This is a genomic window from Flavobacterium sp. xlx-214 (genome assembly GCF_013874595.1).
Classification (GTDB): Bacteria; Bacteroidota; Bacteroidia; order Flavobacteriales; family Flavobacteriaceae; genus Flavobacterium.
In genome coordinates this window covers 1,966,602-1,991,354 of record NZ_CP059431.1, presented here as the reverse complement: position 1 = coordinate 1,991,354, position 24,753 = coordinate 1,966,602, and the positions used below count along the sequence as shown (strand labels likewise).

22 protein-coding genes are annotated in these 24,753 nt (G+C 31.2%); 16 read left to right on the top strand and 6 right to left on the bottom strand.

What is annotated here, in order from left to right; all coding sequences use genetic code 11:
• The first annotated feature begins 2 nt into the window (after window positions 1–2).
• From H1R17_RS09395 to H1R17_RS09370, 6 genes are all read left to right on the top strand, one after another.
• Window positions 3–2,438 (top strand): PIG-L family deacetylase, encoded by a 2,436-nt coding sequence (locus H1R17_RS09395; RefSeq protein WP_163432582.1) that lies wholly within the window; start codon window positions 3–5, stop codon window positions 2,436–2,438.
• A 101-nt stretch (window positions 2,439–2,539) separates the two neighbouring features.
• The gene (locus H1R17_RS09390; protein WP_163432581.1) at window positions 2,540–4,243 is read left to right on the top strand and encodes a sodium:solute symporter; all 1,704 of its coding nucleotides are present in this window, start codon (window positions 2,540–2,542) and stop codon (window positions 4,241–4,243) included.
• Between the two features lie 508 nt (window positions 4,244–4,751).
• Entirely contained in the window at window positions 4,752–5,801 is a 1,050-nt protein-coding gene (rfbB, locus tag H1R17_RS09385; protein WP_163433150.1) for a dTDP-glucose 4,6-dehydratase, read from the top strand.
• Window positions 5,802–5,804: 3 nt separating this feature from the next.
• The gene (gene rfbC / locus H1R17_RS09380; RefSeq protein ID WP_163433151.1) at window positions 5,805–6,359 is read left to right on the top strand and encodes a dTDP-4-dehydrorhamnose 3,5-epimerase; all 555 of its coding nucleotides are present in this window, start codon (window positions 5,805–5,807) and stop codon (window positions 6,357–6,359) included.
• Between the two features lie 145 nt (window positions 6,360–6,504).
• Window positions 6,505–7,353: a dTDP-4-dehydrorhamnose reductase gene (gene rfbD, locus H1R17_RS09375; RefSeq protein ID WP_181729220.1), complete on the top strand. Its 849-nt coding sequence runs from the start codon at window positions 6,505–6,507 to the stop codon at window positions 7,351–7,353.
• Window positions 7,354–7,940: 587 nt separating this feature from the next.
• Window positions 7,941–8,558 carry an SH3 domain-containing protein gene (locus H1R17_RS09370; protein WP_163433000.1) on the top strand — a complete coding sequence of 206 codons (618 nt, stop codon included), beginning with the start codon at window positions 7,941–7,943 and terminating at the stop codon, window positions 8,556–8,558.
• An 86-nt stretch (window positions 8,559–8,644) separates the two neighbouring features.
• Here H1R17_RS09370 and H1R17_RS09365 read toward each other — a convergent pair whose 3' ends face one another.
• Complete coding sequence (locus H1R17_RS09365) at window positions 8,645–9,337, bottom strand: DsbA family oxidoreductase (RefSeq protein WP_163433001.1); 693 nt, start codon at window positions 9,335–9,337, stop codon at window positions 8,645–8,647.
• A gap of 116 nt (window positions 9,338–9,453) precedes the next feature.
• On the opposite strand from H1R17_RS09365, the gene H1R17_RS09360 reads away from it, so the two are divergent.
• From H1R17_RS09360 to H1R17_RS09330, 7 genes are all read left to right on the top strand, one after another.
• Window positions 9,454–9,882, top strand: a complete 429-nt coding sequence (locus H1R17_RS09360) for a VOC family protein (protein ID WP_163433002.1) — start codon at window positions 9,454–9,456, stop codon at window positions 9,880–9,882.
• A gap of 66 nt (window positions 9,883–9,948) precedes the next feature.
• Complete coding sequence (locus H1R17_RS09355) at window positions 9,949–10,524, top strand: AraC family transcriptional regulator (protein WP_163433003.1); 576 nt, start codon at window positions 9,949–9,951, stop codon at window positions 10,522–10,524.
• Window positions 10,525–10,602: 78 nt separating this feature from the next.
• On the top strand, window positions 10,603–11,856 hold the full coding sequence (locus H1R17_RS09350) for a PKD domain-containing protein (RefSeq protein WP_163433004.1): 1,254 nt from the start codon (window positions 10,603–10,605) through the stop codon (window positions 11,854–11,856).
• 121 nt (window positions 11,857–11,977) lie between these two features.
• Complete coding sequence (locus H1R17_RS09345; protein ID WP_163433005.1) at window positions 11,978–12,196, top strand: heavy-metal-associated domain-containing protein; 219 nt, start codon at window positions 11,978–11,980, stop codon at window positions 12,194–12,196.
• Between the two features lie 7 nt (window positions 12,197–12,203).
• The gene (locus H1R17_RS09340; protein WP_163433006.1) at window positions 12,204–14,606 is read left to right on the top strand and encodes a heavy metal translocating P-type ATPase; all 2,403 of its coding nucleotides are present in this window, start codon (window positions 12,204–12,206) and stop codon (window positions 14,604–14,606) included.
• 74 nt (window positions 14,607–14,680) lie between these two features.
• On the top strand, window positions 14,681–15,763 hold the full coding sequence (gcvT, locus tag H1R17_RS09335) for a glycine cleavage system aminomethyltransferase GcvT (RefSeq protein ID WP_163433007.1): 1,083 nt from the start codon (window positions 14,681–14,683) through the stop codon (window positions 15,761–15,763).
• Window positions 15,764–16,050: 287 nt separating this feature from the next.
• A complete protein-coding gene (locus tag H1R17_RS09330) occupies window positions 16,051–16,593 on the top strand; it encodes a hypothetical protein (protein ID WP_163433008.1) in 543 nt (180 codons plus the stop codon).
• 63 nt (window positions 16,594–16,656) lie between these two features.
• Here H1R17_RS09330 and H1R17_RS09325 read toward each other — a convergent pair whose 3' ends face one another.
• A complete protein-coding gene (locus tag H1R17_RS09325) occupies window positions 16,657–17,325 on the bottom strand; it encodes a porin family protein (protein WP_163433009.1) in 669 nt (222 codons plus the stop codon).
• Between the two features lie 3 nt (window positions 17,326–17,328).
• The gene (locus tag H1R17_RS09320) at window positions 17,329–17,976 is read right to left on the bottom strand and encodes an outer membrane beta-barrel protein (protein WP_163433010.1); all 648 of its coding nucleotides are present in this window, start codon (window positions 17,974–17,976) and stop codon (window positions 17,329–17,331) included.
• A gap of 93 nt (window positions 17,977–18,069) precedes the next feature.
• Between H1R17_RS09320 and H1R17_RS09315 the strand changes: the two genes are divergently transcribed.
• Window positions 18,070–18,780 carry a YebC/PmpR family DNA-binding transcriptional regulator gene (locus H1R17_RS09315; RefSeq protein WP_163433011.1) on the top strand — a complete coding sequence of 237 codons (711 nt, stop codon included), beginning with the start codon at window positions 18,070–18,072 and terminating at the stop codon, window positions 18,778–18,780.
• Window positions 18,781–18,828: 48 nt separating this feature from the next.
• Here the strand turns inward: H1R17_RS09315 and H1R17_RS09310 are convergent, their stop codons facing one another.
• Entirely contained in the window at window positions 18,829–19,695 is an 867-nt protein-coding gene (locus tag H1R17_RS09310) for a hypothetical protein (RefSeq protein WP_163433012.1), read from the bottom strand.
• Between the two features lie 89 nt (window positions 19,696–19,784).
• Window positions 19,785–20,348 (bottom strand): tetratricopeptide repeat protein, encoded by a 564-nt coding sequence (locus H1R17_RS09305; RefSeq protein WP_163433013.1) that lies wholly within the window; start codon window positions 20,346–20,348, stop codon window positions 19,785–19,787.
• A 214-nt stretch (window positions 20,349–20,562) separates the two neighbouring features.
• Here H1R17_RS09305 and rpmH point away from each other — a divergent pair, with 214 nt between their 5' ends.
• Window positions 20,563–20,724, top strand: coding sequence for a 50S ribosomal protein L34 (gene rpmH, locus H1R17_RS09300; protein ID WP_007136275.1), 162 nt, complete (start codon window positions 20,563–20,565; stop codon window positions 20,722–20,724).
• A gap of 143 nt (window positions 20,725–20,867) precedes the next feature.
• Entirely contained in the window at window positions 20,868–23,717 is a 2,850-nt protein-coding gene (gene carB, locus H1R17_RS09295; protein ID WP_163433014.1) for a carbamoyl-phosphate synthase large subunit, read from the top strand.
• Window positions 23,718–24,186: 469 nt separating this feature from the next.
• Here carB and H1R17_RS09290 read toward each other — a convergent pair whose 3' ends face one another.
• Window positions 24,187–24,729: a C40 family peptidase gene (locus tag H1R17_RS09290; protein ID WP_163433043.1), complete on the bottom strand. Its 543-nt coding sequence runs from the start codon at window positions 24,727–24,729 to the stop codon at window positions 24,187–24,189.
• Window positions 24,730–24,753: the final 24 nt, after the last annotated feature.

Here is a 24,753-nt window from a genome sequence, read left to right as displayed (position 1 = left end):
AAATGAAACTTAAAATCAGTTTATTACTATGCTTTTTAATAGCATTTCAAAATAGTATTGCCCAAAAACCTCAAACTCCTACTCCATCCGAAATTTATTTTAAGATGGAGCAGTTGAATGTTTTGGCAAGTGCGCTCTATATTGCGGCACATCCCGATGATGAAAACACACGCTTAATTACGTATTTAACGCATCATGAAAAAGCATACACCAATTATTTATCATTAACGCGTGGTAATGGTGGTCAAAACCTTATTAGCAATGAATTAGGTACCGATTTAGGTGTAATTAGAACGAATGAATTGTGGAATGCACGCAAAATTGATGGTGGAAAACAGTTTTTCTCAACTGCTAACGATTTTGGGTTTTCCAAACATCCTAAAGAAGCTTTTGAAAAATGGGACAAAGAATTGTTGCTGCAACAAATGGTCTATTTAATTCGCAAAGAACAACCGGATGTTATTGTTAATAGATTTGACCATAGAACTGAAGGAAACACACATGGTCATCACACCGCTTCAGCACAATTATCAAAATTAGCATTTGCATTAGCAAGTGATCAAAACTATAAAAATCTAAGTAAAGAAGATATCAAAACATGGCAACCAAAGCGCTTGTTTTTTAATGTTTCTTGGTTCTTTTTTGGCAGTAAGCAAGCCTTTGATAAAGCCGATAAATCTAAATACATTCCTTTAAATATTGGTGTTTTTTATAATCAATTAGGAAAAAACAATCAAGAAATTGCTTCATTAAGTCGCAGCCAGCATCAATCACAAGGTTTTGGCGATATATCTTCAAGAGGTGAAGAAATTGATTATGTAGAATTGGTTGATGGTTCAAAAGTATCATCATCAAATTTATTTGAGGGAATTGATACAAGTTGGAATAGAATTGAAGGCGGTAAGAATGTTCAGCCTCTTGTAACTCAATTAATAAAAGAATATGATTTTAAAGACCCTTCAAAATCAATCCTTTTATTAACAAAAATCTACTCTGAAATTGATAAATTACCAGAAACTATTTGGAAAACTCGCAAACAAAACGAAGTTAAAGAGTTAATAAAAAATTGTGCTGGTTTGTTTTTAGATGTTACTACAGATGTACTTTACGCAACGCCTAATGAAAAAACATCTATTAAAGTAGAAATTGCTAACAGAAGCAATACTTCGCTAAAAATCAATACTATAAACATTTTAAATACTTCTAACATCGTACAAAAAGAACTAAAAAATCAAGAAGTATTTTATGATTACTTTAATGTTTTACTAAATAAAAATGAGGAGACAAATTTTACCTTTTTAAATTCGTTTAATGATTTTAAAAATCAGTTTAAAGAACAAGCTGTTGCGCAAATTTCTGTAAACATTTTTAATGTAGATCTTACTTACACATTGCCTATACAATATCACTATAAAGATGTTGTTAAAGGTGAAATTTATAAGCCATTTCATATTGTTCCTGAAGTTTCGGTTCAATTCCAACAAACTACTTATATTCAAAATAGTGCAAAAAGTAAAGCAACTGTTTTATTAACTAATTATGCTGCTAAAAATTTGAATGGAACTTTGGTAGTGTTAAACAGCAAAAACAAAGAAGTAATTGCTTTACCTGTTTCATTACAAGGAAATGAAAAAAACAAAGAAGTTTTAGTTGACAACCTACAAGAAAGTGGTACCTATTCAGCGTATTTTAAAACAGCAGGTCAAACTTATTCTCAAGAAGTAAAATGGATTGATTATCAACATATTCCTTTAAATTATTATTTTAAACCTGCCGAAACTACAATTGTAAGCTTTAATTCATCGGTACTAAAAAAGAAAAAAATAGGATACATCATGGGAGCTGGAGATGAAATTGCTCCTATTTTAAAAGATGTTGGTTATCAAGTTGAATTAATAAATTTAGAAACCATTAAGCCTGATGAACTATCAAAATACGAAACTATTATTGTAGGTATCAGGGCTTTTAACACAGAATCATCTTTAAAAACAAAGAACAAATTATTGTTTGATTATACCAAAAATGGCGGAACGGTTATTGTGCAATATCAAACCAATACCAATTTACAAACCGAAGAAGTTGCACCCTACAAATTAACCATTGGTAAAACTAGAGTTACTGATGAAAATGCGGTGGTACATTTTATAAACCCAAATGAAGCTGTTTTAAATAAACCTTTTAAAATTACGCAAGAAAGCTTTAAAAATTGGGTACAAGAACAAGGTTTGTACTATGCTGATGCATTTAGTAATGAGTTTCAGCCCGTTTTTTCGTCACATGATTTTGATGAGAAAAGTACAAATGGAGCCTTAATAATTGCCAAATATGGTAAAGGACATTACGTTTATACAGGTCTAAGCTTTTTTAGACAATTACCTATTGGCAATGTTGGAGCATTAGAACTATTTATTAATTTAATAGAATTGAAAAATGAGTGATTTTAAATGGATTAAGTGGCGCAAAAGTTATACGCTTGTTTTATTGGTAAATCTTATTTACCTCCTACTTTTTTATTTTTTAATGCATTTTTTTGGATAGTATGGAATTATTAGATTGGATTATTTTACTAACCACCCTTTTATTTATAGTATTATACGGTACCTATAAAACCAAAGGCAGTAAAAATATTGAAGAATATATTTTAGCCAACCAATCAACTAATTGGTTTACAGTTGGTTTATCGGTAATGGCTACACAGGCAAGTGCCATTACTTTTTTATCAACCCCTGGGCAAGCGTATCATGACGGTATGGGGTTTGTACAGTTCTACTTTGGCTTGCCGTTAGCCATGGTAGTTATTTGCATGGTTTTCATTCCCGTTTTTCATCGCTTAAAAGTGTTTACGGCTTATGAGTTTTTAGAGAATCGTTTCGATTTAAAAACACGCACATTAGCGTCAGTCATCTTTTTAATTCAGCGAAGCATTGGTACCGGAATTACCATTTATGCGCCAGCCATCATTTTATCTTCTATCCTTAATTGGGATTTAACATTCATTATTGTTTCTATTGGTATTGTCATTATTTTTTACACTTATTTTGGCGGAACTAAAGCTTTAAATATTACACAAAAACAACAAGCCTTTGTAATTATGGCGGGTATGTTTTTAACCTTTTTTATTATCTTATTTCGCTTGCCTCAAGAAGTAAATTTTAGTAATGTTTTTGATGTAGCTAAAGTGAGCGGTAAATTTGATTTGCTTAATTTTTCGACCGATTTTAATGAAACATACACTATTTGGAATGGTTTAACAGCTGGTTTCTTTTTAATGTTGGCTTATTTTGGAACCGATCAATCTCAAGTAGGAAGATATCTTTCAGGAAAAAGCATCAAAGAAACCCAAATGGGACTATTAATGAATGGCGTTTTAAAAGTACCCATGCAGTTTTTTATCCTTTTAGTGGGAATTATGGTTTTTATCTTTTTTCACTTTTATCAATCTCCATTGCATTTTAATCCTGTAAATACTGAAAAAGTACTTCAATCTGAATATCAAGATCAATATCGAAACTTAGAAATTGAGTTAAAAAATGTTTTAAGCGAAAAAAAGGAAATTACTCAAATTTATACAGGGCAATTAAACCAGGGATATGAAAACGAAATGTTAGAAGAAAAACTGGTATTGCTTAATGAAAGTGAGACAAAATTACGAGATGATGCAAAAGATATCATTAAAAAAGTAGACACTAAAGCAGAAACCAATGATAAAGATTATGTATTTATTTACTTTATTCTGAACTATTTACCACACGGTATTATTGGTTTTTTATTAGCAATGATTTTTTCTGCGGCAATGTCATCATCAGCATCAGGTTTGTATGCAGTGGCATCAAGTTCGGCAATCGATTTATACAAAACGTACAGACCAAATCAAACCGAAGCGCATTATTTAAAAGCAACTAAATACTTGGTCGTATTTTGGGGCATTATTTGCATTTTGGCAGCTTGCATTATTACCTTATTTGAAAATTTAATTCAGCTTGTAAACATCATAGGTTCCATCTTTTACGGAACCGTTTTAGGTATTTTCTTAATAGCTTTCTTTTTTAAATACATTAAAGCAAAAGCAACTTTTTGGGCAGCCTTAATTACCCAAGTTTTTATCATTTTTGTGTATTTTCAGTACATCTACAAACCAAAATTAATTAGTTACATTTGGCTGAATCCATTAGGTGTAGTAATGGTAATTTTACTTGCTTTTGTATTACAATTTTTATTTAATAAGAAAAAACAAGAATCATAAAAAAAATCCCAATCAAAAGATTGGGATTTTTTTATCATTTAACAAAGAACTTAAAAAATTTTAGATTCCAATTTCTATTTGAAAACGAACATACCAATTATTTTTTTGATTGCCCGAGTAATATTTTAAATCAACATGTATAAGTCCCCCTAAAAAAATATTCACTTTAAACCACATTGTAGTCATTGAGAGTAGTTAACTTAGTTCAACATAGATTGTAAAACTCTTCAAGAATTAAAATTAAGTAAATACATTCATACTATTTATTACAAAACATGACTTTAATAAGCTACATTTTATAAATGATGCCAACATTACAGAGATTTGGTAACTATTGAATTAAAGAGCCTTAGTTACTGAAAAAGAAGAAATTTAATAACTGAAGGACAGGTGATAAAGTAACTAGTGACTCAAAATTCAAGCATCTTTTTAATTACATACCTTTTAAGAAACATTGCGGTTAGAAAAAAGGTAAAAATTGTATCTTTGAAAAAAAGTTTTAAACTCAATGAAACAGATTATTCTTATTACCGGCGGAGCCGGATTCATCGGTTCTCACGTAGTACGTGAATTTGTAACCAAGTATCCAGAGTATACCATTGTAAACTTAGATGCCTTAACATACGCAGGTAATTTAGAGAATTTGAAAGATATCGATCAATTGCCTAATTACATTTTTGAAAAGGTTGATATATGCGATGCTTCAGCTGTTTTAGAAGTGTTTAGAAAACACCAACCAACGGGTGTTATTCATTTAGCGGCAGAGTCGCATGTAGATCGTTCTATTGCTGATCCTTCGGCTTTTGTTATGACAAACGTTATTGGTACCGTTAATTTATTAAATGCGGCTCGTGAAATTTGGAAAGATACTTTTGAAGGCAAACGTTTCCATCATGTATCTACCGATGAAGTTTTTGGAGCATTAAGCAGCGAAGGTTTCTTTACTGAAGAAACAAGCTATGATCCACATTCGCCTTATTCAGCGTCTAAAGCGGCTTCTGATCATTTTGTACGTGCTTATCATGATACCTATGGTTTGCCTATTGTGTTAACCAATTGCTCTAACAACTACGGTCCTAATCATTTTCCTGAAAAATTAATTCCGCTTTGTATTCATAATATTATTAATAACAAACCACTGCCTATTTATGGTGATGGTAAATACACCCGCGATTGGTTGTTTGTAATTGATCATGCCAAAGCAATCGATTTGGTGTTCCATCAAGGTAAAAACGGAGATTCTTACAATGTAGGCGGTTTTAACGAATGGCAAAACATTGACCTTGTAAAAGAACTATGCAAACAAATGGATGCAAAGTTAGGTCGTGAAGTTGGTACATCAGCGCAATTAATCACCTTTGTAAAAGACCGTCCAGGGCATGATTTACGTTATGCTATTGATGCTAATAAAGTAAATAAAGAATTAGGTTGGTACCCAAGTGTTACCTTTGAACAAGGTTTAGCAAAAACGATTGATTGGTTTATGGACAACCAAGAATGGTTAAATAATGTAACTTCAGGTGATTATCAGAAATATTACGATACACAATATAAATAATAAATGACTGCTACAGAAACCCATATAAAAGGATGTTTCATCGTAGAACCACGCAAGTTTGAAGATGAAAGAGGTTATTTCTTTGAAAGTTTTAATGAAAAAACATTTAATGATTTAACGCAAACCAATACCCATTTTGTACAAGACAATCAAAGTTATTCTAAAAAAGGAGTAATTCGCGGATTGCATGCTCAAGGAGGAGAACATGCGCAGGCAAAATTAGTTCGAGTACTAAAAGGAGAAGTAATTGACGTTGCAGTAGATGCACGTCCAGGTTCACCTACATTTGGTCAACACGTTGCCATTCATTTAACAGCAGAAAACAACAAGCAATTATTTGTACCAAGAGGCTTTTTACATGGTTTTTCGGTATTAAGTGATGAAGCAGTGTTTTTCTATAAATGCGATAACTTTTATAACAAAGAATCAGAACAAGGAATATTGTACAATTCACCTGACTTAAATATCGATTGGGGAATTTCAGTAGGAATAGAAATCGTGTCAGAAAAAGACATTGTTCTACCAACATTTAACGAGTTTTTTAATGTAAAATTGTAAACTGTTTATTCATTGAATCGTTTATTTGAAAGATAGTGATAACATCATCACTTGTGGATAAAATCTAACTGAACAGAGTTAGACAACCAATTTAATTATCTGATTTTAAGTTTTATAACACAACTTTAACCATATCACCTTTAAAATGAAAATACTAATCACAGGACGTTACGGTCAATTAGGATCCGAATTACACGATTTACAAGCCAACTATCCGCAATACCAAATAGTATTTGTAGATAGAGAAGAAATGGATTTAAGTAATGCAGATCAAATTATCGAAGTTTTAGATAAAGAGCAACCAAACGTAATTGTTAGCGCAGGTGCGTATACAGCTGTTGATAAAGCAGAAAGCGATCAACAATTATGCGACGCTATTAATCACCTTGCTGTTAAAACAATCGGTGATTGGGCTGCAAAAAACAAGGTGAAAGTTGTTCATATCTCAACCGATTATGTGTTTGATGGAAACAGTGAAACACCATTGAAAGAAACCGACACTCCGGACCCTATTAATGTGTACGGTTTAACAAAATTAAAAGGCGAAGAAGCGTTACAAACTTCAGGAGCTGTGTATGTAATCATTCGTACAGCTTGGGTATACTCTACTTACGGAGCCAACTTTGTAAAAACCATGATGCGTTTAATGAACGAACGTGAAGAATTAGGCGTTGTAGCGGATCAGATAGGTACACCTACGTATGCTCGTGATTTAGCACAAGCTATTATGGATGTAATCAGCGCACAAAATTTTGTTCAAGGAATTTACCATTACAGCAATGAAGGTAAAATATCTTGGTATGATTTTGCAGTAGCTATTAAAGAAATAAACGGCTATACCACCAAAATGAATGCTATTGCTAGTGATGCTTTCCCAACACCAGCAAAAAGACCAAATTTTTCGTTATTAGATAAAACCAAAATAAAAGATACATACAGCGTACAAGTACCCAATTGGCGTACTAGTTTAGAAGAAATGATTGCTAAGTTGTAAGGATTTCTACCTCCCAAAGAGAAAAACTGTAACTGATCCCTCTAAAATAACTATACATGTTTTTAAATAAATCCTATTATAATTATACCCCAATCGATCTTAATCTTACTATATAAGGGAGTGTTGGTAATTAAAACTTCTATTATAGTTTTTCCATCTTTTCTTTAATTTTTCTGATTATAAGTGTACAGCATTTGAAATTAAATAATCACAACTTGCATATAGCCACAATTCATTATGTGATTTAATACTATTTTAACTTTAATCTTTGTCTAATCAAAATCTAATACACTCTATTGCAATAACTTGCGAAAGTCCTTTTTCAATTGCAATTACTTCTTGAAGTAAATATCTTCATCAATTAAATTACTTTCTTTATGCCAAAAAAAATCATAATTTACGTGTCTAGTTTTGCCAAAAAATCCACATAAAACAGCTATTTTAATTAAGGACTACACTCTTTGTATTTTTAAAACTGCTTGACACCATACTTTTTATAACATCAATTTTCAATTGTTCGCTTACAACGAAAATCAGTATATTTAAAGATTTTATTTGAAGTTCTGCATTCTGCAAAGCAATTTTTTGTGAATTTGCGAGAAAACCCCAATGCAAACAGCAAAATTGTGGGTACTATAAAATCAAATGAATTTGTGTATGTTTTTGATGATGCCGACGCTAATTGGTTCATGGTTGATTATCCCAAAACAGATACAGAAAGTTTACACGGAAATATCCATAAATCGCGCGTGGTTTTATTAGAAAATTTTTTGGCTTTAAAGCAAGATTTCATTTCTGATAATGAAGTGCATTTAACAACCAAAAACATTAAAATTGTAGTTAAAGGAGAACCTTTTGATTATAAAAAAAACAAAGCAAAATTTAAAAAAGTAAAAAATAAAAAAGTGGATTATGTAGAAGAGTTTTATAACAATCAGTTGGTTTGGGGTACCGATTTTACTATTCCAAAATCACATTATAAAAGCATTGAAGTAACCTATAATAAAAGCAAAACGGTTTTACCCGCAAAAATTATCGAAAATTTGTTTAATGTAAGTATTGGTCAAACTACAGCTTATTTTGATGCTAAAACAGAAGAATTGTACCTAATTTCTTTAAATTCTGATGGTGCAGGCGCTTATTATTGCTTATTTGTATTTGAAAAAGGAATTTTTAAACAAAGAAAAGTAATTATGCCTTTTTAATTACTTCTTTACCGATAAAAAAAAGTTATTATGAACAACAAAACTTGAATACCTACTACAAGGTAATCAAGTTTTGTTAAAGTAAATTATTCGCAGCCGTCAATTCCGCAAGAATCTCCTTCTACTATGGTTTTGTTAATTACTGTTTCATTATACGTTTGTGTAAGCGCTTCTATAAAAGCATCTATTGGTTGCGCACCAGAAACTGCATATTTGTTGTTTAAAACAAAAAACGGCACTCCTGAAACACCAATATTTCTGGCTTCTAAAATATCTTGCTTTACTTCGTAATCAAAAGAATCACTTGTTAAAATATATTGAGCTTGGTCAGTATCTAAACCTAACTCTTCAGCAGCATTAACCAAAGTAGTAACATCGGCAATGTTTTTACCATCAGTAAAATGTAGTTTAAACAACAATTCTTCAGCTTCGTTTGCCTTATTACTTTTAGCTGCAAAATGAATTAGTTTATGTGCCAACATGGTATTGGCTACAATGGCTTTATTCATTTGAAAATCAATTCCAACAGCATTACCCATTTCTTTAATATGCTGTTGCATTTGCTCAATTTGTTGCACAGGCATTCCTTTTCTTTGAGCCAAATAATCGTTTATTGTTAAAGTATTAGAACTTTCATTTAAATCAGGGTCTAATTGATAACTTTTCCATTCAATTTCAACAATCTCTTTAAAAGGAAGTTTTTCTAAAGCGGCTTCAAAGTTTTTCTTGCCAATATAACAGAACGGGCACATTACATCGCTCCAAATTTGTACTTTCATTATAATAAGTTTTACTCAAAGCTACGGCTTCAAAATTAAATTTGTGTCAAATATTTGGTAAATCTTTATAAAATGAAAGAAATAGATTATTTTCGATTTTTTAAAAACTATCAATTATGGCACAAGTAAATGCATACGTAACTTTTAACGGAAATTGTGAAGAAGCTTTTACCTTTTACAAGGAAGCTTTTGGAAAAGAATTTCAATTTATTGGTCGATTTAAAGATGTTCCGTCTGAACAATCAATCCCTGAAGCAATAGGCAACAAAATTATGCACGTTTCACTTCCTATAAGTGATGAAACAATTATTATGGGTAGCGATGCTAATGAAATGTACGGCGCTTTACCAACTGTAGGTAATAATATTTCGTTATCAATCAATACACAATCTGAAGCTGAGGCTGATGATTTATTTGCTAAATTATCAAAAAACGGTACTGTAACTATGCCTATGGAAAAAACATTTTGGGGTGCTTATTTTGGAATGTTTATTGATCAATTTGGTATTAATTGGATGATTAATTACGATTACGAGCAGAAATAAACCCAAAATAATTTTTGTAAACAAAGGGTTTATGATATATTTGAAAAAATCAAAATAAAAAAATCTATGAAAACCCTACGCATTAAAAACATGGTTTGCCCACGATGCATTATGGCTGTGGAAAAAACTATGGAAGATTTGGGATTTGATGTAAATGATGTAGAGCTTGGATTGGTTGAATTTCACGAGCCGATTACTTTGGATGATCGTAATAAAATTGAAGCTAAATTAGTAAAACTTGGTTTTGAAATTTTAGAAGATAAAAAAAGTCAGACTGTTGAACGTATTAAAAATCAGATAATTGAACTTGTTTCTAAAGATTTGAACGATTTAACAATTACGCTTTCAGAATACTTATCAAGTAAACTTCAAACCGAGTATAATGCTCTAAGTACTTTGTTTTCTAATCAAGAATCGCAAACTATTGAGCAATTTTACATTCTTCAAAAGATTGAAAAAGTAAAAGAACTTTTGGTTTATGATGAATTGAATTTAAATGAAATTGCTTACAAAATGAATTACAGTTCGGCTGCGCATTTAAGCAGTCAGTTTAAAAAAATAACGGGTTTAAGTCCAACTCATTTTAAAGAAGTAAAACTCAATAAAGAAGAAGTTTTAGAAAATAAAAAACACGCTGAATAAACAGCGTGTTTTTTTGTAGTATTAAAATTTGAATATATTTGTAAACAACTACACAAAATCAACAAATATTTATTTTTTATGAAAAAAAACTACTTTTTATTACTTTTTACCCTATTATCTTTCATTGTTTGGGCGCAACAAACTAAAAAAGTACTTTTTATAGGTAATAGCTATACACATTATAATAATCTTCCTTCTTTAGTGCAACAAATGGCTGCTTCTACAAATGATGTTTTAATTCAAGATAGCAGTACTCCTGGCGGGCATCGTTTTATGGATCATGTTACCAATCAAACTACTTTAACTAAAATAAATGCTAACCAATGGGATTATGTTGTATTGCAAGAACAAAGTCAAATGCCTTCGTTTCCCATAAACTATGTAAATCAAAATGTTTTTCCCTATGCAACGCAATTGGTTTCGTTAATAAAGCAAAATTATAGCTGTAGCGTTCCATTATTTTATACAACATGGGGAAGAAAAAATGGCGATGCACAAAACTGTGCATCTCAACCGGCTTTATGTACCTATGTTGGCATGGACGATTTGCTGCAGAAAAGATACCGTACTATGGCTGAAAATAACGCAGGAGTTATTTCACCCGTAGCTCAAGTTTGGCGTTATTTAAGAGCTAATCATCCAACAATTGAACTGTACGATGCGGATGAATCTCATCCATCATTAGCAGGGTCTATGGCAGCTGCTTATACTTTTTATGTAGTTATTTATAAGAAAGATCCTACTTTAGTAAGTTTTGATGCAACATTACCTGCCGCAACAGCTGCTATTTTAAAAAATGCAGTAAAAACTGTTGTGTTTAATAACAAAGAAGATTACTTGATTGATGTAAATGACAATTTTGCAAACTTTAATGCGAATATTATTTCAGGCAATAATGTACAATTTACAAACACTTCTCTAAATCCCGCCAATGTAAGTTGGAATTTTGGCGATGGTACTACTTCTACCCAACAAAAACCGTCACACAATTTTGCTACAAATGGTAGTTATACAGTAACTTTAACCTTAACAGTTTGCGGAAAAGTATATACAAAAACAAAACAGATTACAATTTCAACTTTATCAAACGATGGTTTTGATTTGTCTAAAATACAAGTATTTCCTAACCCAACAACTGATTATGTTCAAATAACAAATCTTGGTTATGATGAAATTTCGGTTTGGGATATCAATGGAAAAAATATTCCTAATAAAGTAATTAATGGCAGCCTTTTTTATACAATTGATCTGAAGAATATTGCGGCAGGTATTTATTTTATTCGTATTACAAAAGATAGTAGTAGCACATCATTCAAAATTATTAAGAAATAAATCAACTATAAAACCGACTGATTGTCGGTTTTTTTTATAAATTATATAAATCATTTCAGAAATTATGTAAGCGCTAACCATTCATCCCAAAGTATCTTTGTACTAATAAAAATAATGAATTATGACAACAAGATATAAAATCAGCAAAATGACATGTGGTGGATGTTTAGCAAACGTAACATCGGCTTTACAAACAGTTACAGAAAATGTAACGGTAACTTTGAATCCTTCAGAAGCAATTATAACTTCTGAACAAAAAATTCCAATTGCAGTTTTACAAGAAGCTTTATCTTTAAAAGGCGCTTATCAAATTGAAGAAATAGAAGTACTATCTAAATAAAATGGGTATGAAAACAAGGTATAAAATAAATGAAATGACGTGTAGTGGTTGTCAGGCTAAGGTTACCGAAGCATTACAACCACTTGCCGAGAATGTAACAGTAAGTTTACAACCAGCGGAAGCAATTATTGAATCGAAAAAGAAGATTCCTTTAGACGATTTGCAACACGCTTTATCGCACAAAGGACCTTATACAATACAAGAAATCACAGAAAATGTTGATGGTAGCGAAACGGTATCTGAAATTGCACATCACGCAGTTCATAGTCACGATGCACACAATCAACCACCTAAAAATTTAGAGCATTTAGCGGGCAAATATTATTGTCCGATGCTTTGTGAAGGCGATAAAGTGTACGATAGCAACGTAGGTTGCCCCGTTTGTGGTATGGATTTGATTAAAATTGGTGGAAGTGCATCTGATAATGAGGAAGTTAATCATTTAAAAAAACTATTTTATCAATCATTAGCTGTAACCATTCCGGTATTCATTATTGCCATGTTTGGAATGAGCCATGATAGTTTTATATATAAACTTATACCTTTTAATGTAGCATTGTGGTTGCAGTTTATTGGTGCAACGGCTGTTTTATATATTGGTAAAAACTATTTAAAGCGCGCTTGGGTTTCATTTAAAACTTGGCACTTAAATATGTTTAGCTTAATTGGCTTAGGAGCTATTGCGGCATATTTATTTTCGTTTTATGTATTGCTTAATCCACACGCGTTTCATACGTCAGAGCACTTGCCTATTTATTTTGAAAGTGTAGCTGTTATTTTTACGTTGATGATTTTAGGTCAATGGTTAGAAGCACGTGCACATCAAAAAACCAAATCGTCTTTAGAACATTTATTGAATTTAGTACCACAAAATGCGACTGTTTTAATTGATGGAAATCCGACAGAAAAAGCGATTGATGATGTACAAATTAACGACGAAATTTTAGTAAAACCCGGAGAAAAAGTACCTGTTGACGGCGTTATTCTTTCAGGAAGTACTTCTATTAACGAAGCCTTGTTAACAGGTGAACCTTTGCCGGTTGAAAAAACAGTAAACGATGAAGTTTTGGCAGGAAGTATCAACACCGATCAGCAATTTACCATGAAAGCATCACGTGTTGGACAAACAACTACTATTGCACAAATCATCGAAATGGTAAATAAAGCAAGTTTATCACGAGCGCCAATTCAACGTTTAGCCGATACTATTTCAGGATATTTTGTACCAATTGTAGTAGCTATTGCCCTAATCACCTTTGTTTATTGGGGTTATTTATCAAGCGAAGCTTCGTTATTGTTTGGTTTACAAAATGCCATTGCAGTGTTAATTATTGCATGTCCGTGTGCCTTAGGATTGGCAACACCAGTATCCATTTCGATGGGAATTGGAAAAGGAGCCGAATATGGTATCTTAATTAAAAAAGCCGAAGCCTTAGAATTGTTACAAAAAACAAACGTGGTTATTACCGATAAAACAGGAACCTTAACCGAAGGTAAACCAAGTTTAGAACAAATAGTTGTTTTACAATCTTTTTCAGAAAACGAATTAATTAAGATTACCGCTGATATGAATGCAAGCAGTGAGCATCCTATTGCACACGCCTTTCAAGAAAAAGCAAAATCATTAAATATTTCTTTTCAACCTAATAAAATGGTGGCTAATATTGCCGGAAAAGGTATGCAAGGTATGGTAAACAATAAAAAAGTATTGTTAGGAAATGCTGCTTTGTTAGAACAAAATAAGATAATTATTTCAGAAAATGTTTTAAATCAAGTAGCAGCTATTCAAAGTCAAGGAAAAACAGTTTCGTATGTAGCCATTGATAATGAAATTGTTGGTTTAGCTGTTATTCACGATGCTATTAAACCTGATGTAAAAGAAACCATTGATTATTTACATACCAAAGGTATTGAAGTGGTGATGTTAACAGGCGATCATCAACATACGGCAAATGCAATTGCTAAACAAATTGGCATTGATAAAGTGCTTGCACAACAATTACCCGAAGATAAATTAAAGATGATTGAATCCATCCAAAAAGAAGGTAAAATCATTACCATGGTTGGCGACGGAATTAACGATGCACCCGCTTTAGCTAAAGCTGATATTGGTATTGCCATGGGAAGCGGATCTGATTTAGCACAAGATTTTTCTAAAATTACCTTGTTAAACAATGCTTTCTCAAACGTAAAAAAGGCCATTGGTTTAAGCGAAAATGTAATGAAAAACATCAAACAAAACCTATTCTTTGCCTTTATTTATAATACCATTGGGGTTGTTGTAGCAGCAGGTGTATTTTATTACGCTACAGGCATGTTATTATCACCTATGGTTGCAGCATTAGCAATGTGTTTAAGTTCGGTTTCGGTTATTGCAAATGCCCTTCGCTTACGAAATGTAAAATTATAAAAGCTTTAAAATTGTTAATCTTTTAAAATTAGCGTATTTTCGCTTCGTTTAAAAATATTTATCAGTCAACAATTATGAAACAAGTACCTTTAAATGACGTTCACGTAGCTTTAGGCGCAAAAATGGTTCCTTTTGCAGGATACAATATGCCGGTTCAATACGAAGGCGTTAATATAGAACACGATACGGTAAGAAACGGAGTTGGTGTTTTTGATGTATCGCACATGGGATTATTTAAAATTTCGGGCGAAAACGCTTTAGATTTAATTCAAAAAGTTACTTCAAACGATGCATCGGTTTTAGTAAACGGAAAAGCACAATACAGCTATTTACCAAATGATAAAGGTGGAATTGTTGATGATATTATTACCTATAAAGTTGCCGATAACGATTATTATATGGTTGTAAATGCATCAAACATTGATAAAGATTTTGAATGGATTGCTTCTCATAACTCAATGAATGCAGCTTTTGAAAATTTATCTGATGCTTACTGTTTATTGGCTATTCAAGGTCCTAAAGCAAACGAAGCTATGCAGGCAATTACAAATGTTGATTTGGCTAATTTAAAATTCTATTCGTTTGAAACAGGAACTTTTGCTGGTAAAGAAAACGTAATTGTTTCTGCAACAGGATATACAGGTTCTGGTGGAATTGAAATTTACGCTAAAAACGAAGACATTGTTGATATTTGGAATGCCGTTTTAGAAGCTGGTAAAGCCTATGGAATTAAACCAATTGGTTTGGCTGCTCGTGATACGTTACGTTTAGAAATGGGGTATTGTTTATATGGAAACGAAATTAACGATACTACATCACCAATCGCTGCTGGTTTAGGATGGGTAACAAAATTTACTAAAGATTTTGTAAATGCTGAAGCTATTAAAGCAGATAAAGAAAACGGTGTGGCAACAAAATTAATTGGTTTTGAGTTGATTGATAGAGGAATTCCACGTCACGATTACGAAATTGTTGATGCAGAAGGAAATGTAATTGGTCATGTAACATCGGGCACACAATCACCTTCATTGAACAAAGGAATTGGAATGGGGTATGTAAATAAAGAATTTGCAAAAGAAGGATCAGAAATTTTTATCCGTATCCGTAAGAATGATGTAAAAGCACAAGTTGTTAAAACACCTTTTTACAAAAAATAATCACTATATTCTTGATAAGAAAAACCGAAGCAAATGCTTCGGTTTTTTTATTGCTTTTCGGTTATTACTATATGCGTTTATTACTTTGGTATTTATTATCTTGATTATTATAAAAAGTTATGATTTAAATTTGATTTTTAAAGTAAAAAACAATTAATTTGTTTTCAAATTTTAATTATTAACAGTAATTGAGTTAAATTAAAACAAACACATTATTCAAATGAAGCAAATATTTATATTGATCATTATCTGTCTTTTACCAAATTTTTTTCATGCTCAAGAATTTGATGGAACCATTTTTTTTTAAAGATGGAACTTATAAAATTGGAAAAATTGAGGTCCCTTTAAGATGCGCTTCAAAAGTAATTGTCTTTAATGGTGATAAAATTGCTGGTGAACAAATTTCTCTTGTAAATGTTAATATAAACAATATTCCATATAGTTTTGTTTACAGCAATTATGCAAAGTATAAATCTAATAAGTATAAAGAATTTGATCGATATTATTGGTTTTTAAAAGTGAATAACATAAAAGGAGATCGTTTAGAATATTTTGTAACAAGCACTTGGTTTAATATATCTAAAAAAGGTGATTTGGTAGTTAAAGCTGTAGGTGATCCACCAATGATAATGCACATGTTAAAAAAGAAAGATGATAAAATCATGATTCTTGCTAATGAAGAATATATGGCTATTAAAATTGGTCCAAAATTACCCTTAATTAAAAATTTAATTGAAGGTTATTTAAATGACTGTGAAAAGCTTAAAAATATAGAAACTAAAGATCTTTCACTTGAAGATATTGTTAACATGTATAATGATTGTGACTAAAAACTTTTTAAATATTTCTATATATATTTTAAAAAAAAAACCGAAGCATTTGCTTCGGTTTTTTTATTTCAACAAATAAATAAATTTAAAATTAATACTTCCCTGAAGGTTTTTAATTTTCTGCTGTGTTTCTGTTTTGTTTCCATAACCATCATCAGAAATTACATTTTTAGGCACGTAAGTTAATCCTATAAAATTATCAAGGTTTACCCCAATACCTATTCTATCTGTTAGTATGTATTTATACCCTACACCATAACCAGCACCAACTTGATACTCGTTTACATAGTATTTTATATCTATATCATTATTTGTAGCTTTTCCTAGGATACCAAAAGATGGTCCTAAATAAAAGTTCCAATTACGTTGCACACCAAAATGATAATTAAAATGCGCAGGAACTGTAACGTAATTTATCTTTTGTGAAACGTAAGTTCCGCGTCCATTAAATGGATTTTCATATTGAAAACCTTCAGTTCCCATTCTAATGAAGTAAATTCCAGAGCGCAAACTAATTCTATTGGAAAAATAAATATCAACCCCAACTCCAAAATTTATCGATGATAAATTACTGCTTTCTTTGTATTCTTTAGGAATGTAATTATCTTCAGTTCCATAAAAAGCAGAAAGTCCGTAGCCAATTGTTGGGGCAATCTCAAAATCATTTTTTTCTCTTACTTGAGCATTCATAGAAGGTACAAATAGTAATGAAAATAATAAAATCTTCTTCATTGCTTATTTACTTTCTTTATTTGAACTTAAATTAATAATAGCTTTAACGTTTAAAGCTGAACTTCCGTAAAAGTAAAAATGCGTTTCACTACCATATGTAATAAATTCAGGAATTCTCGTAAAACTCTGATAATCTAAAGCAAGAGAAAAAGTCTCATTTATTGGAAGTTTATATCCTACACCAATACCTAATCCTCCATAAAAACGATCTTCAATATCATTAATATCAGTCCCAAACCCATCTGTTGTTTTATACCTTATACCATAAATAAGTGTTGGTCCAAAATTTAAGTAAAGATTGCGTTTTTTTCCAAAATGAACAGCTGCGTGAATGGGAACAGCAATATTTGATAATCTTTCTTCATATTTAGGTTCATTTCTTACAGAATACGGGTCATAAAAAGTTGGGTTCTTTAAACCTATCTCTAAAAACTCTATTCCTGATTTTAAAGACCATTTACTACTGAAGTAAAATTCAAAATCAACTCCAAAAGATGGAGAAACAATGCTTTTATAAGTTGCTCCTCCATCACTATAAAGTTTAGAAGTAGAGAAGCCAGCATAAGGTTGAATTTCAACGGATCCTTTTTCTCTCACCTGAGCATTGGTTATGAAAGATGTTAATAAAGCAATAAAAAGTGTATTTTTCATTTTGTTTTGAAGTTAAAATAATTAGTGTTTTTTTTTATTAAAGAATAACTTTTCTATAATTTTGCGTAAAATTAATAAAAAAAGTAATCAGAAATGGGAAGAGCGTTTGAATTTAGAAAGGCTAGAAAAATGAAACGTTGGTCTGCAATGGCAAAAACGTTTACACGTATTGGTAAAGATATCGTAATGGCTGTTAAAGAAGGCGGACCTAGCCCAGAAACCAATGCCCGTTTACGTGCGGTAATGCAAAATGCAAAAGCTGCAAATATGCCTAAGGAAAACGTAGAACGCGCTATTAAAAAAGCATCTGATAAAGATACAGCAAACTATAAAGAAGTTTTATTTGAAGGTTATGCACCACATGGTATTGCTGTCTTAATTGAAACTGCAACTGATAATAATAATAGAACTGTAGCTAATATTCGTTCGTATTTTAATAAATGTAATGGAACTATGGGAACCCAAGGTTCTGTAGATTTTATGTTTGATCATACATGTAACTTTAGAATTGCTAAAGTGGAGGGTTTAGATTTAGAAGAATTTGAATTAGAATTAATTGATGCTGGTGTTGATGAGATTTTTGAAGACGAAGATGGAATTTTAATCTACGCACCATTCAATAGTTTTGGCGCGATTCAAAAAGAGCTAGAAGAACGTAATATGGAAATTTTATCATCAGGTTTTGATCGTATTCCTCAAGTAACAAAAGAATTAACAGAAGAGCAGATTGCCGATGTTGAAAAATTGTTAGAAAAGATTGAAGAAGATGACGATGTACAAAATGTTTATACTACAATGGCTTAATAAAAAAAACATTCCAAATTGGAATGTTTTTTTATTTATTAACAGTTATCACTCATTTTCTAACTGAATAATTAATTTTTGAATACAACTTTCATTGTAAACGAACCAATTATCAATAAACGCTGGTGCTTCAATAACATAAAATGTGTTTTTTAGCATATTGTAAGCCTTTTCAGCATCTTTTTCATTATAAAATATGTGTTTCCAGAAATAATCTACACGTTGCCATTCGTATAAAAACAGTCCATTTTTTGCATAAAGAAACGGTGAATAAATACCTGCCGTATGAATTTCACTATAGCCACCATACATATGAACACGCATATATGCAGTAATGTATTTTAGGTTTTGAATTAAACGATTTCTGATTTCTACATCAGTTTCTTCTTTTATAGGAGGAAAACGCCACTGATTAAAAGCCAAAGAACGGATATCATTTTCTTTATTTAACTTCTTTAAATTGGTATCTAAATTAAGAAAATAATGGGTGTTACCATCCAATTCAACCATCATATCACTTTTATAGTTTTTAAAATCGCCATAAACTTGAATATAATCTCCTTTTTGTTGCATAATTTTCAAAGAAATAGAACCAAAATCTACCGATTTCAACAAAATTTCGTCTTTAGAAATTACTTCATAATTTCCATACATAAAGCTATTTCCTATTAAAAAAGTAAACTCCTTATTAGGTTTTAAAGACAAATAAGAATAGAATCGATACGATTCTTCGCTTTCTGTATTCGCTTTTATTTGATTAGGTAAATGCTCTTTTAATTCGTTGTACTTTTGTTCATTAAAAACAGATACAATTCTAAAATCTTGGTCTTTTGAAAAATCAAAATTTATTTGATTGTTAGCGTGTTTGCTACATCCTAAGACAATGCAAACTAAAAAAAGGTATAAAAATCGCATAAGATAATTCTATTAAGAAACAATGAAACAAATATTTCAATAAATAAAAAATGCCGTTAATTAAAACGACATTCTTAAATTAAAAAAATTTAAAACCCTCTTTTTTTACTATGATTGTACCACATAGGCACTTTTTGACCTTTTACTTGTTTCATTTGAGCTTCCATCATACCAATTTGTTCTTTTAACATTCCTTTGGTATCGTGTTGCTTAGCTTCTGCCATTAATTTCTGAGCCTCAGCAGGACGGTTTTTACTCATAGAAATACCAGCTAATTGCAACTTTGCTACAGCTAAATCTTCTTTTTGATTTAAACCTAAATCAATTGCTTTTCTAAAATGCTTTTCAGCCTGATTTAAATTGTTTTGTGCATCAATAATTCCACTTAAATAATAGTAATATCCTTGTTGATTTTTAATTAAAGCGGTATCTGGATTAATTTTATCTAAAATCTTCTTAGCACCTTCCATATCTTGCTTTCTAAATTTAAACAACGTCATGATTAACATTTCGTTTTTAAAATAAATAAGCACTATTATTAACATTAAAAGTAGTAGAAAAATTCCGTTTCCAATATTATTTTCAGTAAACTGCCAAATTGCAGTTGCTAATAAAACAACTATGACTACAATTTTTATATTTTTATTAATCATTTCAAAAAATATTTTAATTTTGCAAATGTAGTAAAATACTGCGAGGTACAAAACTCGTTTTTTAATCAAACTAGAATGTTTACGAAATATTAAATATTTTTTAAAAAGCATTTGTGAGAAAGAAAAGGTTTTGTATATTTGCACTCGGTTTTGAAATGATACTTTTTCAAAGCTGAACCTTTGTAAAATTTATAGATTTAAAAGATAAGAAGCAATGAGTAAAAGAACGTTTCAACCATCGAAAAGAAAAAGAAGAAACAAACACGGTTTCATGGACAGAATGGCTAGCGCTAACGGTAGAAAAGTATTAGCTAGAAGAAGAGCTAAAGGAAGACACAAATTAACTGTTTCTTGCGAGCCAAGACATAAAAAATAATGATTTGTTAATCATAAATAAAGGCGTTACTTTAAGTGTACCGCCTTTTTTTATACCCTTTTTGTTTTTACTTTTTTTTAGTGTTCATATAGCTATTTTAAGTAAATTTATAATCTATTAAATAACAACACCTTTTATATAAAATGCCTAAAGATAATTCTATTAAAACGGTTTTAATTATTGGTTCTGGACCTATCATTATTGGTCAGGCTTGTGAGTTTGACTATTCTGGATCACAATCTGCACGTTCATTACGCGAAGAAGGAATCAAAGTAATCTTAATCAATTCAAATCCGGCAACTATCATGACCGATCCTTCAATGGCAGATCATGTATATTTAAAGCCGTTAACTACAAAATCGATTATTGAAATCTTAACTGCTCATCCTGAAATTGATGCTGTTTTACCAACAATGGGTGGCCAAACGGCTTTAAACCTTTGTTTAGAAGCTGACGAAAAAGGTATTTGGCAAGATTTTGATGTTAAATTAATTGGTGTAGATATTAATGCCATTAATGTAACTGAAGATCGTGAGCAATTTAAACAATTATTAAGCAAAATCGAGATTCCTTTTGCACCTGCAAAAACAGCTACATCTTTCTTAGAAGGTAAAGAAATTGCACAAGAATTTGGCTTTCCTTTGGTAATTCGCCCATCATTTACTTTAGGGGGTACAGGTGCAGCTTTTGTGCATAAAGAAGAAGATTTTGATGCGCTACTTACACGTGGTTTAGAAGCATCGCCTATTCATGAAGTTTTAATTGACAAAGCTTTATTAGGATGGAAAGAATATGAGTTAGAATTGTTACGTGATAAAAACGATAATGTTGTAATTATCTGTACTATTGAAAATATGGACCCTATGGGAATTCATACGGGCGATTCTATCACGGTAGCTCCTGCAATGACATTATCAGACCGTACGTTCCAACGTATGCGCGATATGGCTATATTAATGATGCGTTCTATTGGCAACTTTGCCGGAGGATGTAACGTACAGTTTGCTGTTTCTCCTGACGAAAAAGAAGACATCGTTGCTATTGAAATCAATCCTCGTGTTTCTCGTTCTTCTGCATTAGCTTCAAAAGCTACAGGATATCCAATTGCAAAAATTGCTACAAAATTAGCTTTAGGATATACTTTAGATGAATTACAAAATCAAATCACTAAATCTACATCTGCTTTATTTGAGCCTACTTTAGATTATGTAATTGTAAAAATACCTCGTTGGAACTTTGATAAATTTGAAGGTGCCGATCGTACGTTAGGATTACAAATGAAATCGGTTGGTGAAGTAATGGGTATTGGTCGTTCGTTCCAAGAAGCATTACAAAAAGCAACCCAGTCGTTAGAGATTAAACGTAACGGAATTGGTGCAGATGGTAAAGGATACACAAATTATGATCAAATATTAGAGAAGTTAAAATTCGCTTCTTGGGATCGTGTGTTTGTAATTTATGATGCAATTGCCTTAGGAATTCCGTTAAGCACTATTCACGAAATCACTAAAATTGATATGTGGTTCTTAAAGCAATACGAAGAAATGTATGCTTTAGAACAGGAAGTTCAGAAATACAATTTAAACAATTTGCCAAAAGATTTGTTGCTTGAAGCAAAACAAAAAGGTTTTGCAGACAGACAAATTGCACATATGTTGCGTTGTTTAGAAAGTGAAGTTCATACCTTACGCGAGCAAATGAATATTAATCGTGTATACAAATTGGTTGATACTTGTGCGGCAGAATTTGTTGCGCAAACACCTTACTTCTACTCTACTTTTGAAGCTGATATTGAAAAAGCTGATGGAACTGTTTATTCAGCAAACGAGTCAGTTCGTACCGATAAAAAGAAAATTGTAGTTTTAGGTTCAGGTCCAAACCGTATTGGTCAAGGAATTGAATTTGACTATTCTTGTGTGCATGGAGTATTAGCTGCTGCAGAGTGTGGTTATGAAACCATTATGATTAACTGTAATCCTGAAACAGTTTCAACCGATTTTGATACGGCAGATAAATTGTATTTTGAACCTGTTTATTGGGAACATATTTACGATATTATTCGTCATGAAAAACCAGAAGGTGTTATTGTACAATTAGGTGGACAAACGGCTTTAAAATTAGCAGAAAAATTAGATAAATACGGAATCAATATCATTGGAACTAGCTACGAAGCTTTGGATTTAGCTGAAGATCGCGGACGTTTCTCTGAATTATTAACCGACTTACACATTCCTTTCCCTAAATTTGGTGTTGCAACAACAGCTGATGAAGCTTCGGCTTTGGCAGATGATTTAGATTTTCCATTACTAGTACGTCCTTCTTATGTATTAGGAGGTCAGGGAATGAAAATTGTTATCAACAAAAAAGAATTAGAAGAACACGTAATTGATTTATTAAAATCGATTCCTGGAAATAAACTACTTTTAGACCACTATTTATCAGGTGCTGTTGAAGCTGAAGCTGATGCTATTTGCGATGGCGAAAATGTTTACATTATTGGTATTATGGAGCATATTGAGCCTTGCGGAGTTCACTCTGGAGATTCAAACGCTACCTTACCTCCTTTCAATTTAGGTGAGTTTGTGTTACAACAAATTAAAGATCACACTAAAAAAATTGCAGTTGCTTTAAAAACAAAAGGTTTAATCAACATACAGTTTGCTGTTAAAGACGATACGGTTTATATTATTGAAGCTAATCCACGTGCTTCTCGTACTGTTCCTTTTATTGCAAAAGCATACGGTGAACCTTATGTAAATTATGCAACCAAAGTAATGTTAGGAGCAAAAGTAACTGATTTTACATTTAATCCTCAACTAAAAGGTTATGCTATAAAACAACCTGTTTTCTCTTTCAATAAGTTTCCAAAAGTAAACAAAGCTTTAGGACCAGAAATGAAATCAACAGGTGAAAGTATTCTTTTCATTGATAGCTTAAAAGATGATGCTTTTTACGATTTATACGCTCGTAGAAAAATGTATTTAAGTAAGTAATTATTATTAATAATAAAAAAAGCTCCAATTTACTTGGAGCTTTTTTGTTCCATTAACTTAAGACTATAAATAGAACTCTAAATTCTTTTTGTATTGTTCTATTTCAGGATATTTTTCAATCAACTGTTCTGTTTATCTTTCACCTTCTTCGAAAAAAACAATATAAAATGCATGAATGCTAAATAATTGTAGATGAATTATCACCCAATACAACTACTACAATGTCAATAAAAGGTTTTAGCTTAGTAGATGGTAAATATACAGTTTCAAGTGAAAATTAAAGATGGTGGTCTACATATAGAGATTATATAGAGCGTGGAGATACGGTTATAAAAAGAAAAGGAAAACTAATTTTTAGCATTTATAAAAAAGACACTATTCTTTCTTATAAATGGGAATGTGAAGGAAAAGTATCTGAATAATAAACTTATTAACTCTTTTTAGACAATAAATAACACATCTTTGCTGTTTATTTTAAACTACCACACTTTACCAAATAATCATTATACCATGGTTCTGTTAGGTCTGATATAATAACTCCTTTAGAAGTAGATGCATGTACAAATTTATTATTGTGTAAATAAACACCTACATGGTTAATTGTTCTTGACTTACCGAAAGCAAAAAAAACTAGATCGCCTTCTTGTAAATCTTTTGCATATTTGCGGTTGGTTTCTTCTGCAATATCTTTTGATGATCTTGGAAGTTGTTTTTTGTAAATTTCTTTATAAAGTACATTTGTAAATGCAGAACAATCAATACCATCTGATGTTTGTCCACCATATTGATAAGGTGTTCCGTACCAATTAATGATAAACTGGTAAAGCTTTTTGTTTTCTAACACACTAATATCGGTATCTAATAATTTAGCAAAATCGTTTATTGAATTAGGCTTTTCAACAACCGTTTTTTTGACCGTATTTTTACTTGATGTTTTATTTTTGTTGTAATTATCGCGCCAATCGGTTTTTGATTTACACGAACCTAAAAATAAACATACAGCAAAAATCATTAAAATTCTTGAAATGAAAAAAAC

What these genes read in the sequence shown, in the direction of transcription:
- H1R17_RS09395 (WP_163432582.1), top strand. Translation starts at nt 3, where the DNA reads ATGAAACTTAAAATCAGTTTATTACTATGCTTTTTAATAGCATTTCAA.
- H1R17_RS09390 (WP_163432581.1), top strand. Translation starts at nt 2,540, where the DNA reads ATGGAATTATTAGATTGGATTATTTTACTAACCACCCTTTTATTTATA.
- rfbB (WP_163433150.1), top strand. Translation starts at nt 4,752, where the DNA reads ATGAAACAGATTATTCTTATTACCGGCGGAGCCGGATTCATCGGTTCT.
- rfbC (WP_163433151.1), top strand. Translation starts at nt 5,805, where the DNA reads ATGACTGCTACAGAAACCCATATAAAAGGATGTTTCATCGTAGAACCA.
- rfbD (WP_181729220.1), top strand. Translation starts at nt 6,505, where the DNA reads ATGAAAATACTAATCACAGGACGTTACGGTCAATTAGGATCCGAATTA.
- H1R17_RS09365 (WP_163433001.1), bottom strand. Translation starts at nt 9,337, where the DNA reads ATGAAAGTACAAATTTGGAGCGATGTAATGTGCCCGTTCTGTTATATT.
- H1R17_RS09360 (WP_163433002.1), top strand. Translation starts at nt 9,454, where the DNA reads ATGGCACAAGTAAATGCATACGTAACTTTTAACGGAAATTGTGAAGAA.
- H1R17_RS09355 (WP_163433003.1), top strand. Translation starts at nt 9,949, where the DNA reads ATGAAAACCCTACGCATTAAAAACATGGTTTGCCCACGATGCATTATG.
- H1R17_RS09350 (WP_163433004.1), top strand. Translation starts at nt 10,603, where the DNA reads ATGAAAAAAAACTACTTTTTATTACTTTTTACCCTATTATCTTTCATT.
- H1R17_RS09345 (WP_163433005.1), top strand. Translation starts at nt 11,978, where the DNA reads ATGACAACAAGATATAAAATCAGCAAAATGACATGTGGTGGATGTTTA.
- H1R17_RS09340 (WP_163433006.1), top strand. Translation starts at nt 12,204, where the DNA reads ATGAAAACAAGGTATAAAATAAATGAAATGACGTGTAGTGGTTGTCAG.
- gcvT (WP_163433007.1), top strand. Translation starts at nt 14,681, where the DNA reads ATGAAACAAGTACCTTTAAATGACGTTCACGTAGCTTTAGGCGCAAAA.
- H1R17_RS09330 (WP_163433008.1), top strand. Translation starts at nt 16,051, where the DNA reads ATGGAACCATTTTTTTTTAAAGATGGAACTTATAAAATTGGAAAAATT.
- H1R17_RS09325 (WP_163433009.1), bottom strand. Translation starts at nt 17,325, where the DNA reads ATGAAGAAGATTTTATTATTTTCATTACTATTTGTACCTTCTATGAAT.
- H1R17_RS09320 (WP_163433010.1), bottom strand. Translation starts at nt 17,976, where the DNA reads ATGAAAAATACACTTTTTATTGCTTTATTAACATCTTTCATAACCAAT.
- H1R17_RS09315 (WP_163433011.1), top strand. Translation starts at nt 18,070, where the DNA reads ATGGGAAGAGCGTTTGAATTTAGAAAGGCTAGAAAAATGAAACGTTGG.
- H1R17_RS09310 (WP_163433012.1), bottom strand. Translation starts at nt 19,695, where the DNA reads ATGCGATTTTTATACCTTTTTTTAGTTTGCATTGTCTTAGGATGTAGC.
- H1R17_RS09305 (WP_163433013.1), bottom strand. Translation starts at nt 20,348, where the DNA reads ATGATTAATAAAAATATAAAAATTGTAGTCATAGTTGTTTTATTAGCA.
- rpmH (WP_007136275.1), top strand. Translation starts at nt 20,563, where the DNA reads ATGAGTAAAAGAACGTTTCAACCATCGAAAAGAAAAAGAAGAAACAAA.
- carB (WP_163433014.1), top strand. Translation starts at nt 20,868, where the DNA reads ATGCCTAAAGATAATTCTATTAAAACGGTTTTAATTATTGGTTCTGGA.
- H1R17_RS09290 (WP_163433043.1), bottom strand. Translation starts at nt 24,729, where the DNA reads ATGATTTTTGCTGTATGTTTATTTTTAGGTTCGTGTAAATCAAAAACC.